The sequence below is a fragment of the Novosphingobium sp. KCTC 2891 genome, assembly GCF_025938155.1.
Lineage (GTDB): Bacteria > Pseudomonadota > Alphaproteobacteria > Sphingomonadales > Sphingomonadaceae > Novosphingobium.
Map to the genome: position 1 here is coordinate 540,356 of NZ_JAPCZG010000001.1, position 13,883 is coordinate 554,238.

Sequence of the window (13,883 nt, forward strand, 5' to 3'; positions counted from 1 at the left end):
GAAACGCGTGACCGCAGTCCCCGACCCCACCGTATTCCCGCTCGACCATCTTGCCCTGCGCGGAGCAGCGGAGGCGCCTGCGCTCGTGCTCAAGGATCGCACCCTGAGCTTTGGCGAGCTGGACCGCCGCGTCGGCCAGCTGGCCGCATGGCTGGCGGGCAAGGTATCAGCGAAGGGTGAACGCATTGCAACCTGGCTGCCCAAGGGCGAGACCACCTGCCTGATGCCGCTGGCCGCGGTGCGCGCGGGGTTGGTCCACGTGCCGGTCAACCCGCTGCTCAAGCGCGCGCAAGTGGCGCACATCCTGGCAGATAGCGGAGCGCTGCTGCTGATCGCCAACAAGGCGCGGCTGGATACGCTGGAACCCGGCGATGCGGACGACGCCGCCTTGTTCGATGAAGCCGGCCTGTGGGCGGAAGCCGGGCAGATGGAGCCGCTGCCGCCGTCGCAGGCGCAGCCGGACGCCCTTGCCGCGATCCTTTACACGAGCGGGTCGACCGGGCGGCCCAAAGGCGTGGTGCTGAGCATCGCGAACCTGTGGCTGGGCGCGGCCAGTGTGGCCCATTACCTGAAGCTGACGCCGCAGGACCGCGTGCTGGCCGTGCTGCCATTTGCGTTCGATTATGGGCAGAACCAGTTGCTTTCGACATGGTTCGCCGGCGGCGCGGTGGTGCCGCTCGATTACCTGATGGCGCGCGACGTGGTGAAGGCGGTGGGCCGCCACGCGATCACCACCATCGCCGCCGTGCCGCCGCTGTGGCTGCAACTGGTCGAGCTGGACTGGCCGGCAGAAACGGCCGCGCATTTGCGCCGCCTGACCAACAGCGGCGGGGCACTGACGCCTTCGCTGGTCACCGCGCTGCGGACGACTTTCCCGGAGGCGGATCTGTATCCGATGTACGGCCTGACCGAGGCGTTCCGTTCGACGTATCTCGATCCGGCGCTGGTCGATACGCACCCGACCTCGATCGGCAAGGCGATCCCCTTTGCCGAGATCATGGTGGTGGCCGACGATGGCCGGGCTGCCGGACCGGACGAGGAAGGCGAACTGGTCCACGCCGGACCGCTGGTGGCCCAAGGCTATTGGCGCGATGCCGAGCGGACCGCCGAACGATTCCGCCCGGCGCCCCCCTTTTCGGAAATGGGCGGCATGGCGGTGTGGTCTGGAGACAGGGTGCGGCGGGATGTCGAAGGGCTGCTCCACTTCGTCGGCCGGCGCGATGCAATGATCAAGACCAGCGGCAACCGCGTCAGCCCGCAGGAAGTGGAAGAAGCGGCCGTGGCGACAGGCCTTGTGGCCGAAGCTGTCGCGCTGGGCCTGCCTGATCCGCAACTGGGGCAGGCGATCCATCTGGTGGCGCGCGCGGCCGGAGATCCGGCCAGGGCGGCAGCGGAGCTGATCCCGGCGCTGACCCGCAGCGTGCCCAATTTCATGGTGCCGCGCCATGTTCATTGGCGCGAGGCGATGCCGGTCAGCCCGAACGCCAAGCTCGACCGCGTTGCACTGGCGGCCGAGTTGCGCGAAGCGATGACGCCATGAAACCACTTGGTCCGATTCCTCCCGGCTTTACCGCCATCGACGGCGAACTCGCCATTGCCGGCCGCAAGGCCAGCGCGATCGTGGCCGAGGCGGGCAGGACGCCGCTGTTCGTCTATGATCGGGCCTTGCTCGATGCGCGGGTGGTGCAGCTGCGCGCGGCGATGCCGCAGCGGCTGGCGATCCATTTCGCGGTGAAGGCCAATCCTTTCGGCCCGTTGCTGTCGCACATGAACGGGCTGGTCGACGGGTTCGACATCGCCTCGGGCGGGGAACTTGCGCTGGTCGAGGCGGTGGGGATCGATCCGGCGGCGGTCAGCTTTGCCGGACCGGGCAAGCGCGATGACGAGCTGGAACTGGCCATTGCCAAGGGCGTGACGCTCAATCTTGAGTCGGCACGTGAAGCCGAGCGGGCGCTCGCCATCGCGAACCGGCTCGGCGTCGTCCCGCGACTGGCGATCCGGGTAAATCCCGATTTCGACCTCAAGGGGTCGGGGATGAAGATGGGCGGCGGGGCCAAGCCGTTCGGCGTGGATGCCGACAAGGTGCCCGCGCTGGCGCGGCGCCTTGTCGATGCCGGCGCGGACTGGCGCGGCTTCCACATCTTCGCAGGCAGCCAGGCGCTCGACGCGGCGGCGATCATCGAGACGCAGGCGCAGACGCTGGAACTGGCCGCGCGGCTGGCGGAGCAGGCGGGCGTGGCGCTGCCCAAGTGCAACCTGGGCGGCGGGTTCGGCATCCCCTATTTTCCCGGCGACAAGCCGGTGGACATCGCGGCAGTGGGCGCGGCCCTGGCCGAGCGGTTCGCCCAGCTCCCGGCGGTGTTGCAGGACACGCGATTCTGCATTGAACTTGGCCGCTATCTCGTTGGAGAAGCAGGCGTTTACCTGACCCGCGTGATCGACCGCAAGGAAAGCCACGGCGATGTCTACCTCGTCACCGACGGTGGGCTGCATCACCAACTGGCGGCGAGCGGCAACTTTGGCACAGTGGTGCGGCGCAATTATCCCAGCGCCATCGCGACCCGGTTCGACGCGCCGGTCGAGGAGGAAGCGAGCGTGGTGGGGTGCCTGTGCACGCCGCTGGATCGACTGGCGGACAAGGGCGGATTCCCCCGCGCCGTGGAAGGCGATCTCGTCGCGATTTTCTGTGCGGGTGCCTATGGCGCGAGCGCCAGCCCGATGATGTTCCTGGGGCAAGGGCCGGCGGCGGAAATCCTGATCTAGGTCAAGCGTTTAACGTTTCGGGTCAGGCCCGTCCCGATTCGGGACCGGGTCGCGGAATCGCTTGTAACTTCGCAGACTGCGAACAAGGCTAACGCTATCTTCACCAATGCGGCCATATTGCCCGTGAGGAATGCGGCCGTTTCTCGCTGTGCTGTACGGTTTTTCGAAGGACGTTTCATGTCGACCCTTGCCCGTTTCAGCCGCTTTCTTGCCGGTGTCGCCATTGCGACGCTTGCGTTGTCGGGCTGCGCCGGCGCGGGGGCAGGGCCGCAGTTGCCGGCGGCGTCCTTCGTGGCGTTGCAGGAAGGGCCGGGCGAGGAATACGTGATCGGGCCGCTCGACGAGCTGACGATTTTCGTGTGGCGCAACCCGGAGCTGGGCGCCTCGGTGCAGGTGCGGCCCGACGGGCGCATCACCACGCCGCTGATCACCGACATGCCGGCGGTGGGCAAGACGCCCTCGATGCTGGCCGAGGACATCAAGCTCCAGCTGTCGCAGTATATCCAGGAACCGATCGTCTCGGTCATCGTCAACAAGTTTGCCGGCACGTTCAGCCAGCAGGTGCGCATCGTGGGCGCGACGGAAAAGCCTTCGTCGATTCCCTACCGCGCCAACATGACGCTGCTCGACGCGATGATCGCGGTGGGGGGCCTTTCGGAATATGCGGCTGGCAACCGCGCGCGGCTCGTGCGGTTCGACAAGCAGACCGGCAAGCAGAAGGAATATGCGCTGCGCATCGGCGACCTGCTCAAGAAGGGCGAGAGCAAGGCCAACGTCATGTTGATGCCGGGTGACGTCATCATCATCCCCGAGAGCAATTTCTGAGGCGGGGCTGACGCGCGCATGACCAACATCTACGAGGAAGTGCGCATCGCGCTCTACGGGATCTGGCACCGGCGTTGGCTGGCGCTGGGAATCGCGTGGGTGGTGTGCCTGCTCGGCTGGCTGGTGGTGGCGATGGTGCCCAACAGCTACGAATCGAAAGCGCGCATCTTCGTCCAGATCGACGACGTGCTGTCAGACCAGATCGGCATCGGCGGCGACCGGAAGCGCGACATCGAGCGCGTGCGCCAGACGCTGACCAGCTCGGTCAACCTGGAGAAGGTGGTCCGCGCGACGCGGCTGGGCGACAAGGTGACCAGCGACAAGCAGATGGAAGGCACCGTGGCGGGGCTGGGCAAGACGATCAAGGTCGTCAGCCAGCAGGACAACCTGTTCGAGATCTCGGCCACGTCCGGCTCGCGCGGCTATTCCGACGTGGACAACGCCAAGCTGGCGCAGGACATCGTTCAGAAGATGATCGACATCTTCCGCGAGGAGAACCTGGCGGGCGGACGCGGCGAGATGACCGACACGCTCGCCTTCATGGACCAGCAGTTGCAGGACCGGCAGAAGGACCTGGAAGCGGCGGAGCAGAAGCGCCAGGAATTCGAATCCAAGAACGCCGCGCTGATGCCCGGCACCGGCGGGCTGACAGGCAAGATCGAAGGCGCGCGGGCCGAACTGCGCGGCGTCGAATCCGATCTGCTCGCGGCGCAGAGCGCGCTGGCGGCGATCAATGGCCAGCTTTCCGGCACGCCGCCCACGCTGATGATCCCCGGCGCGGCCGGCGGCGCAAGGGGCGCGCTGGCGCAGGCGCAGGCGGACCTTTCCGCGATGCGGGCGCGGGGCCTGACCGACAGCCATCCCGACGTGCAGGCGATCAAGAGCCAGATGGCCGGGCTTTCCCGGCAGGCGGCGGGCGAGGGCGGGCCGGTGGGCACGCCGAACCCGGCCTACATCTCGCTGCAATCGATCAAGGCGGACCGCGATGCGAGCCTGATCGCGCTGCAATCGCGCAAGGGCTCGCTCCAGCAGGAAATCGCCCAGCTTTCGGCCCAGCAGTACAGCGAACCGGGGGTGGCGGCGGAAGCGTCGCGGATCAACCGCGACTACGACGTGCTCAAGGAACAATACGACAAGCTGCTGCGGGACCGCGAGCAGCTGCGCCTGCGCGGGCAGGTGGAGAGCGAGCGCAACGCGGTGAAGTTCGAGGTGATCGACCCGCCGACGACGCCGCGCAGCCCTTCCGCGCCCGACCGGCCGATGCTTCTGGCGCTGGTGCTGGTGGCGGGGCTTGTTGCCGGCTGCGGCACCGCTTTTGCCGTGGGCCAGCTGCGGTCGAGCTATTCGACCACGGGGCAACTGGAACGCGCCACCGGCCTGCCCGTGATCGGTTCGGTCTCCCTCACCATGACGCGCGGGGAACGCAGCGAATACTGGAGGCATCTCAAGTGGTTCGCCGGAGCCACGGCGGCGCTGGCCGTGGTGCTGGCGCTGTTGATGGCGCTCGAGTTCATGAAACGCGGCATGGTGGCGTGAACGGATGGCGACGATCATGACAGAGCACCGCAAGGGCATTCCCGCTGCCGGAACCGAACCTGCCGCCGAAGCCGGCCGTCCGCGCTCGCTGATCGAGCGCGCCGCGGGCACGTTCCGGCTGGACAGTCTTGCCCCGCCGCCGATGCCGAAGGTGGTGGTTCCGGCTGCGAAGCCAGTGCAGGCACCGCAGGTCCTGCCGTCCGAGCCGGCGGTGGAGCCCGAAGCCGAGCGCGCCGCGCCGGATTTCTCCGCGCCCGAAGTGGCCGAGCCTGCACCGTTCGCTGCGCCCGGCTGGGCATCGCCCGATCTGCCCGAAGGCATTCCGGCAATGCAGACGTTCCGCCGGCCGATCCACCCGATCGATCGCAAGCGGCTGCGCGACCTGTGTCTGATCGAGCCGGACGGCCCGGTCACGTCGCTGTTGGAAGAATTCCGCATCGTGAAGCGGCAACTGCTGCTGTCCGCCGCCGAATCGCGCAAGGGACGGGGAGCGCCGCACGGCGAGCGCATCCTCGTCTGCTCGGCCCATCCGGGCGAGGGCAAGACGTTCTGCGCGGTCAACCTGGCGCTGTCGATCGCGGCGGAGAAGGACAACGAAGTCCTGCTGGTCGATGCCGATTTCGCCAAGCCGAGCGTGCTGTCGACGCTGGGCCTGCCGGGCGGGGCCGGGCTGATGGACGCGCTGGTCGATCCTTCGATCGCGGTCGAGGATTGCATCCTGGCCACCGATATTCCCGGCCTGTTCGTGCTTCCTGCGGGCAATCCCAGCGGGTCGGACACCGAATATCTGGCCTCTGCGCGGACCCAGCGCGTATTGGACCGGCTGACCGCACAGGCACCGAGCCGCATCGTCATCTTCGACAGCCCGCCCACGCTGGCCGCGTCGCCGGCATCCGAACTGGCGATGCACGTGGGGCAGGCGGTGATGGTGGTGCGTGCGGATCGCACCGGCGAAGCGGCGCTGCGCGATGCGGTGAACATTCTGGCCGGGTGCGAGGACATCAAGCTGCTGCTGAACGGCACGCGCTTTTCCCCCACCGGGCGGCGCTTCGGCACCTATTACGGATACAAGGAATGACGACGGCGGCGCGCTCCGGAATGGTCATCCTGCGGTCCGGCCTTGCGCTGGGCACGGCGCTGCTGTGCCTTCAGGCGCCGGCGGCGCACGCGCAGTTGATGCCTTACGACAAGCCGGACAGCGCGGGCAGCGATGCCCCGTCCGATGGCGGGGACCGGCCGGCGCCGCGGCGCGGGTCGGGCGTCCGCACCAAGATTCAGCCCTATATCGAGGTGACGCAGAACCTGCTCGCCGAGCTGAGGCCGGGCGACGAGGTGGTGACCTATACCGCCGTGGCTGCGGGGGCGGACGTGCAACTGAACGGCCGGCGCACGCAGGGCGCGCTTTCGGTGCGTTACGAGCGCCGCTTCGTGGAAAAGGGCAATTACCGCGACGGCGACACGATTTCGGGCCTTGCGCGCGTGGGCCATGACCTGATCCCGCGCACGCTGCGGATCGAGGCAGGGGCAATGGCGGCGCGATCGCGCGTGGATGGCGGCGGCGGGGCCTCGCTTTCCGGAACGCGGTTCAGCGATTCGGTCAGCCAGGTCTATTCGCTTTATGCCGGGCCGAGCCTGTCGACCCACGTGGGCGACGTGGCGGTGAACGGCGGCTACACCATCGGCTATACCAAGGTGGAAAACCCCAAGGCGGTGCAACTGGTGCCGGGCGGCCCGCGCACCGACCTGTTCGACCATTCGCTGTCGCAGTCGGCGCAGCTTTCTGCCGGGGTGAAGCCCGGCGATGTGCTGCCCGTGGGCATCGTCGCCAGCGGCAGCTACGCGCAGGAAGACATTTCCAATCTGGACCAGCGGTTCCGCGAACTGCGCGCCGGGGTGCAGGTGACGGTGCCGGTCTCGCTCGACGTGGCGCTGGTGGGCGACGTGGGCTGGAACGACGTGGAGGTATCGTCACGCGATGCGCTGCGCGATTCCGCCGGACGGCCGGTGCTGGGCAGCGACGGACGCTACAAGACCGACAAGTCCCAGCCGCGGCGGATGGCCTATGACAGCAGCGGGCTGACGTGGGATGTGGGCGTGATCTGGCGACCGAGCCGGCGTACCTCGCTTTCCGCGTTCGTGGGCCGGCGATATGACAGCACGACCTACTACGGCTCGTTCTCCTACAATCCGAATGCCCGCCATTCGCTGTCGGTATCGGTGTTCGACGGGATTTCCGGCTTCGGGTCGAGCCTCAACAATTCGATCCAGGCGCTGCCGACCGATTTCGAAACGGTTCGCGATCCCTTCGGTGGGGACATTTCGGGCTGCGGCTTCGGCGAATCGGGCGGAGGCTGCGTCAACGGCGCGTTCGGTTCGCTGTCGTCCTCGGTGTTCCGGGGGCGCGGTATCAATGCGACGTACGGTCTTTCTTTGCGCCGGCTGCGCGCCACGCTCGGCGCGGGCTACACGCATCGCAAGTTCTTCGGTGCGCCGGGGACCGTGCTGGCGGGTGTGAACGGCCGGGTTTCCGAGAATTTCTACGTCAGCGGCGGCCTTGGCGGCCCGATCGACGCGCAATCCGGCTTCGGTGTGAACGTGTATGAGGCGTGGTTCCACAACCGTGCCAACCGGCTGGGCGATACGTCCGCATGGGGCGGTTCAGCGTCGTATTATCGCAAGTTGACCGATCGGCTCGTAGCGACAGCGGCGGTCGGTTTGGACTCTGTTAATTATAAAGTGGTTGATGACCAGTTGATCCTCACTGGCCAGCTTGGCCTGCGCTACAATTTCTGACGGAGCCGGAGGCGCCCGATGTACGATGAATTCTATCAACTGACCGGCAGGCCGTTCCAGCTCACGCCCGATCCGCAGTTCTATTTCGAGAGCGGAACGCACCGCAAGGCGCTGTCCTATCTGGGATATGGGCTGGCGCAGGGCGAAGGCTTCATTGTCATCACCGGCGAGGTCGGCGCGGGCAAATCGACGCTGGCGGCGCATCTGATGGCCACGGTGGACCGCGAGCGGCTGACCGCTGCGCAGATCGTCACCAGCAAGCTGGATGGCGAGGAGCTGGTGCATCTGGCCGCGCGCGCGTTCGGGCTGGACGTGCAGGGCCACGACAAGGCGACCGCGCTTTCGCGCATCGAGGCATTCCTCCACGACGAGGCACGCGCCGGGCGGCGCTGCCTGCTGGTGGTGGACGAATCGCAGAACCTTTCGGTGTCCGCGCTCGAAGAGCTGCGGATGCTGTCGAACTTCCAGCTGGGCGCGCATCCGCTGCTGCAGATCCTGTTGCTGGGCCAGCCGGAATTCCGCACGCTGCTTCAGACGACGCCGGGGCTGGAGCAATTGCGCCAGCGGGTGATCGCCTCGCACCACCTTGATGCGATGGAGCCGAGCGAGGTTGGCGCCTATGTCGAGCATCGCCTCGCCTGTGTCGGCTGGTCCGGCAATCCGGCCTTCGACCAGCGCGTCTATGCCGAACTGGCCACCGCCAGCGGCGGCGTGCCGCGCCGGATCAACCAGATCGTCAATCGCCTGCTGCTGATGGGTGCGGTGGAGCAGCGCACCCGGATCGACGGCGCGATGCTGCGCGACGTGCTGGCCGATCTGGAGCAGGACGGCGGATTTGCCACGGCGGTTGCGCCCGTGGTCGAAGCGGCCCCGGTCCCTGTGGCATCCGCCGAGCCGGCGCCGCGCGTTTCCGCTCCGGTGGAGATCGACGTGCAGCCCGTTGCCGCTCCGGACTTCGCCGCCTTCGAAGAGGCTCTGGCCATCCGCGACGAGCAGATCGCCGAATTGCAGCAGGCGGTCATCGAACTGTCCGAGCAGCGCGATACGGCGGTGCAGGCGGCAGCCCCAGCAAGCGCGCGCGATGACAGCGAACTGGCCGAAGTGAGCACCGCGCTGGCCGCGATCGCGCGCCGGGTCGCGGCACTGGAAGACCGCACGCAGGAGCAGGAGCAGGCGATCCGCCACGTCCTGGCCATGCTGATCGAATGGATCGAGAGCGAAGGCCCGCAGCGCGCGGCTGCCTGAGCGAAAGGTTGACCTCTTCCGTGTCTGCCGCCCCGGCGCCCTTGCTGAATGGCCTGTCGGTCGACGTCGAGGACTGGTTTCAGGTCGGCGCGTTCGAGAAAGTGATCGACCGCGCCGACTGGGACGGGATCGATCGCCGGGTCGAGCGCAATTGCGACGCGATCCTGCAGATGTTCGGCGATGCCGGGGTGAAGGCCACGTTCTTCACGCTGGGCTGGGTGGCCGAGCGCCATCCCGCGATGATGCGCCGGATCGCGGGGGCAGGGCACGAGATCGCCAGCCACGGCTGGGACCACGCCCGCGTGTTCACGCTGGGCGAGGCTGCCTTTGCGCAGGACATCGACCGCGCGCGCAAGGTGCTGGAAGACACCAGCGGCAGCGCGGTGACCGGATATCGCGCGCCCAGCTTCTCGATCGATGTGCGCACGCCCTGGGCGCACCGGGTTCTGGCCGAGCAGGGCTATGCCTATTCCTCCAGCGTCGCGCCGATCGTGCACGATCACTATGGCTGGCGCGAGGCGCCGCGCTTCGCGTTCCGGCCGGTTGCGGGGGCGGACCTCATCGAAATCCCGGTGACGACGGCCGAGGTCGCCGGACGGCGCATGGCGGCGGGCGGGGGCGGGTTTTTCCGGCTGCTGCCCTATGGCGTGTCGCGCTGGGCGATCCGGCAGGTGAATGCGCGCGAGGGGCGGCCCGCGGCGTTCTATTTCCATCCGTGGGAAATCGACCCGGCCCAGCCCCGCATGGCCCACGCGCCGCTGCGCTCGCGCTTGCGGCACTATACCAATCTTTCGGTGATGGCGGGGAAACTGCGCCGGCTGCTGGGCGACTTCCAGTGGGGCCGGATGGACGATGTAGCGGCGCGCGAAGCAGCGCGGACAGCGTGATGCTGGCGCGAACAACCCCTGCAGCGCAGGTCCGGCTGGCCGGGCCGGGCGATGCTGCCGCACTGGCGCGGCTGGTCGACGGCGCGGCGGAGGCTACCCCCTTTCACCGCGCCGAATGGATCGAGGCGGTGGAAGCCGCGACCGGGCACCGGGCGGTGACGCTGCTGGCCGAGCGCGACGGCGTGCCGACCGCAGCGCTGCCGCTGCATGCGGTGCATTCGCCGTTGTTCGGCCGCGCGCTCGTTTCGACCGGGTTCTCCGTGGGCGGCGGGCTGTTGGGCGATGCGGCCGATGCGGGGGCGCTCTACCGTGCCGCGACAGAACTGGCGGTGCGGCTCAATTGCCCGTCTATCGAACTGCGCGGCGGGCCGATGCCCACAGGCGAGGGGTGGCACGTAAAGCGCGACAGCCATGCCGGTTTCGTCGCGCCGCTGGCCGGCGATGACGAGGCGCAGCTTCTCGCCGTGCCGCGCAAGCAGCGCGCCGAAGTGCGCAAGGGGCTGGCCCACGGCATGGAGGTGCGCGTGGGGCGCGGTGCCGGCGACCGGGCGATGCATCATGCGGTCTATGCCGAATCGGTGCGCAACCTGGGCACGCCGGTATTCCCGCGCGCGCTGTTCGAGGCGGTGATGGACCGCTTCGGCGAGGATGCGGACATCCTGACCGTGCTGCACGAGGGCCAGCCGGTCGCCAGCGTGCTGAGCCTGTATCATCGCGGCGCGGTGATGCCCTATTGGGGCGGCGGCGTGCTCGCGGCCCGCGCGCTGCGCGCCAACGACGTGATGTATTACGCGCTGATGTGTCACGCGCGCCGGCGCGGCTGCGACCGCTTCGATTTCGGACGCTCCAAGGTCGATACCGGGGCCTACCACTTCAAGCGCAACTGGGGCTTCACGCCGGAGCCGCTGGGCTATGCGCAGTGGACCGCCGACGGCGCCGCGCCGCGCGACGTGAACCCGCTCAGCCCGCGTTACCGCGCGCGGATCGCATTGTGGCAGAAGCTGCCGCTGCGGGTCGCCAATGTGCTGGGGCCGTGGATCGCGCGGGGGCTGGCATGAGCGAGGTTCTGTTCCTGGCCCACCGCGTGCCGTTCCCGCCGGACCGGGGCGACAAGATCCGGTCCAACCACTTGCTGCGCCGGATAGCCGAACTCGCGCCCGTCCACGTCGGCTGCCTGGCCGATGACGACGACGACCGCGCGGAGGAAGGCGCATTGGCGCAGCTTGCCGCCAGCCACTGCATCGCGCCGCGTCCGCCGCTGGCGCGCGCGGGCCTCTGCGCGCTGGCGCGGCGTCAGCCGGTGAGCGTCGCGGCTTTCCGGTCCCCGCACTTGCGCCGCTGGACCGCGCGCCTGCTGCGCGAGCGGCCGATCTCTGCGATCTACGTCTTTTCGGGGCAGATGGCAGACTATGTGCCGGCGGGCTTTGGCGGGCGCTTCTTGATGGACTTCGTCGATGTCGATTCGGCCAAGTTCGAGGCCTATGCCCGCGAAAGCGGCCCCGCGCGTCGTTGGCTCTACACGCGCGAGGCACGGCTGCTGCGCGCGCACGAGGAACGCGCGGCGCGCCGGGCGAGCGTGAGCCTGCTTGTGACGCCCGAGGAAAAGGCGCTGTTCGAACAGCGCCTGTTTGGGCAAGGGCAGGCCGCGCGCGGCGGGATCGACGTGCAGGCTCTGGGCAACGGGATCGACGCCGCCGCGTTTGATCCGATCGCGGTGCACCCCGCGGCGGAGATGGGGCAGGCTGGGCCGCAGATCGTCTTCACCGGGCAGATGGATTATCAGCCCAATGTGGAGGCCGTGACGGTGTTCGCGCACCAGGTGATGCCGCGCATCCGTGCGCTGTTTCCGGAGGCCACCTTCAACGTGGTCGGCCGCGCGCCGACCGGAGCGGTGCGGTCGCTGCAGGGCGTGCATGGCACCCACGTAACTGGCGCCGTGCCCGATGTGCGGCCCTGGTTGGCGGGCGCCGACCTTGTCGCCGCGCCTTTGCAGATCGCACGGGGCGTGCAGAACAAGGTGCTGGAGGCGATGGCCATGGCCCGCCCCGTTCTGCTGACCCCGGCCGCAGCGACGGGAATTGCCGCGCGCGACGGTGAACATTTCGCGGTGGCGGATGGTGCCCACGCGCTGGGCAGCCGTGCGTTGGCCTTGCTGAGCGACCTGACGGGGGCGCAGGAAATGGGGCAGGCGGCGCGCCGCTTCGTGCTGGAAAACTGCGCGTGGGACCGCGTGCTGGCGCCGCTGCCGGCCCTGCTGGGGCTGGCGCGATGATGCCGGAGGCGGTGCCCGCCGCGCGCCCGCCGATGCTGGCGCGTGTGCCGCAGGCGTGGCGCGGGCCGCTGCTGGCGTTGGGGTTCGCCTGGGCGGCGGTGTTTGCGGTGTTCTTCGGCGACTGGGCCGACATGGCGCGCCAGTGGTGGGACAGTTCGACCTACAACCACATCCTGCTGGTGCCGCCCATCCTGGGCTGGCTGGTGGCGCAGCGTTGGCCGCAACTGCGCAGCCTTGCCCCGCAGGGGTGGTGGCCCGGGCTGGTGGTGTTCGCCGGGGCCGGCCTGTTGTGGACGCTGGGCGATTTCGCCGGACTTTCGCTGGCGCGCCAGCTGGGCGTGGTGGTCATGCTCCAGGGCGCGGCGCTGGCCCTGCTGGGACCGCGCGTGGCCACGGGGCTGCTGTTCCCGCTGGGTTACATGCTGTTCCTCGTGCCCTTCGGCGACGAGATGATCCCCACGCTCCAGACCGTGACCGCACGGATCACCATGGCTCTGCTGGGGATCGCGGGCGGCCCGGCGACCATCGACGGCGTGTTCATCACCACGCCGGCGGGCTACTTCGAGGTTGCCGAGGCCTGTTCCGGGGTCAAGTTCCTGATCGCGATGATCGCCTATGGCACGCTCGTCGCCAATGTCTGCTTCCGCAGCTGGCCGCGCCGCGCCGGGTTCATGGCGCTGTCGCTGGTGGTGCCGGTGCTGGCCAACGGGGTGCGCGCGTGGGGGACGATCTTCCTTGCCGGCATTTTCGGCATCGAGTTTGCCGCCGGCTTCGACCACGTGTTCTACGGATGGGTGTTCTTCGCCATCGTGATGGCGCTGACGATGGCCGCGGGCTGGAAGTTCTTCGACCGTGCGGTGGACGATCCGTTCATCGATGCAGACGCCATTGCCGCCTCGCCGCTGCTGGCGCGGGTGGCCGGACTGCGGATCGCGGCCTTTCCCGCGCTGGCCGGTATCGCCGCGCTGATTGCGCTGTTCGTTGGCTGGGCGGCCGCTGCCGAGCGGCTTGAGGCGGCGCTTCCCGCGCAGATCGAACTGCCCGAAGTGGCTGGGTGGCACCGCGTGGCCGATGGCCCGGCGTTTCCATGGGCACCGCTGCATGGCGGCGCAGATCACCGCCTGCTGGGCCGCTATGCCGACGATCGCGGCCATGTCGTCGACGTGTCGTTCGCGCTCTATTCCTCGCAGGTCGAGGGGCGCGAGGCCGGCGGGTTCGGGCAGGGCGCGCTGCCGCTGGGGAGCCGCTGGGCGTGGGAAGCGGCGGGACCCCCGTTCGCCGGCGCCAAGGTGGACGTGGTGCAGGCCCCCGGTCCGGTTCACCGGCTGGCGGTGACGCGCTATCGCACGGGCGCGCTGCTGACGGGCAGCAATGCGCGGCTCAAGCTGGCCAACATCGCCGACCGCCTGCTGCTGCGCGCGCGGCCCACCTCGGCGCTGATCCTGTCCGCCGAGCAGGGCGAGGGGGCCGACGCCGTCGCCGCCGTCCATGCGTTCGAGACCGCCATCGGCGATCCCGGCAGGTGGATGGACCGCATCGCGCAGGTCCGCTAGCGTCTTCGC

Annotated in this window: 11 protein-coding genes; all 11 read left to right on the forward strand. The window is 68.7% G+C overall.

Features of this window, described 5'->3' with window-relative positions; genetic code table 11:
- The first annotated feature begins 7 nt into the window (after positions 1-7).
- Positions 8-1,540, forward strand: coding sequence for an acyl-CoA ligase (AMP-forming), exosortase A system-associated (locus OLX02_RS02555; protein WP_264419954.1), 1,533 nt, complete (start codon positions 8-10; stop codon positions 1,538-1,540).
- Complete coding sequence (locus tag OLX02_RS02560; RefSeq protein WP_264419956.1) at positions 1,537-2,763, forward strand: pyridoxal-dependent decarboxylase, exosortase A system-associated; 1,227 nt, start codon at positions 1,537-1,539, stop codon at positions 2,761-2,763. Before OLX02_RS02555 ends, OLX02_RS02560 begins: the two co-directional genes overlap by 4 nt.
- 177 nt (positions 2,764-2,940) lie before the next feature.
- Entirely contained in the window at positions 2,941-3,588 is a 648-nt protein-coding gene (locus OLX02_RS02565; protein WP_264419957.1) for an XrtA/PEP-CTERM system exopolysaccharide export protein, read from the forward strand.
- 18 nt (positions 3,589-3,606) lie between these two features.
- The gene (locus OLX02_RS02570; protein ID WP_264419959.1) at positions 3,607-5,124 is read left to right on the forward strand and encodes an XrtA system polysaccharide chain length determinant; all 1,518 of its coding nucleotides are present in this window, start codon (positions 3,607-3,609) and stop codon (positions 5,122-5,124) included.
- A 16-nt stretch (positions 5,125-5,140) separates the two neighbouring features.
- Positions 5,141-6,202: an AAA family ATPase gene (locus OLX02_RS02575; RefSeq protein ID WP_264419961.1), complete on the forward strand. Its 1,062-nt coding sequence runs from the start codon at positions 5,141-5,143 to the stop codon at positions 6,200-6,202.
- Positions 6,199-7,917: a preprotein translocase subunit YajC gene (locus OLX02_RS02580; RefSeq protein WP_264419963.1), complete on the forward strand. Its 1,719-nt coding sequence runs from the start codon at positions 6,199-6,201 to the stop codon at positions 7,915-7,917. Before OLX02_RS02575 ends, OLX02_RS02580 begins: the two co-directional genes overlap by 4 nt.
- 18 nt (positions 7,918-7,935) lie before the next feature.
- Positions 7,936-9,162, forward strand: a complete 1,227-nt coding sequence (locus OLX02_RS02585) for an XrtA/PEP-CTERM system-associated ATPase (RefSeq protein WP_264419965.1) — start codon at positions 7,936-7,938, stop codon at positions 9,160-9,162.
- Positions 9,163-9,203: 41 nt separating this feature from the next.
- The gene (locus OLX02_RS02590) at positions 9,204-10,049 is read left to right on the forward strand and encodes an XrtA system polysaccharide deacetylase (RefSeq protein ID WP_264420316.1); all 846 of its coding nucleotides are present in this window, start codon (positions 9,204-9,206) and stop codon (positions 10,047-10,049) included.
- Entirely contained in the window at positions 10,049-11,107 is a 1,059-nt protein-coding gene (locus OLX02_RS02595) for a FemAB family XrtA/PEP-CTERM system-associated protein (protein ID WP_264419966.1), read from the forward strand. The genes OLX02_RS02590 and OLX02_RS02595 overlap by 1 nt, the downstream gene beginning before the upstream one ends.
- Positions 11,104-12,321 (forward strand): TIGR03087 family PEP-CTERM/XrtA system glycosyltransferase, encoded by a 1,218-nt coding sequence (locus OLX02_RS02600; RefSeq protein ID WP_264419968.1) that lies wholly within the window; start codon positions 11,104-11,106, stop codon positions 12,319-12,321. The genes OLX02_RS02595 and OLX02_RS02600 overlap by 4 nt, the downstream gene beginning before the upstream one ends.
- Positions 12,270-13,874, forward strand: a complete 1,605-nt coding sequence (gene xrtA / locus OLX02_RS02605) for an exosortase A (RefSeq protein ID WP_319641224.1) — start codon at positions 12,270-12,272, stop codon at positions 13,872-13,874. Before OLX02_RS02600 ends, xrtA begins: the two co-directional genes overlap by 52 nt.
- Positions 13,875-13,883 lie beyond the last annotated feature (9 nt).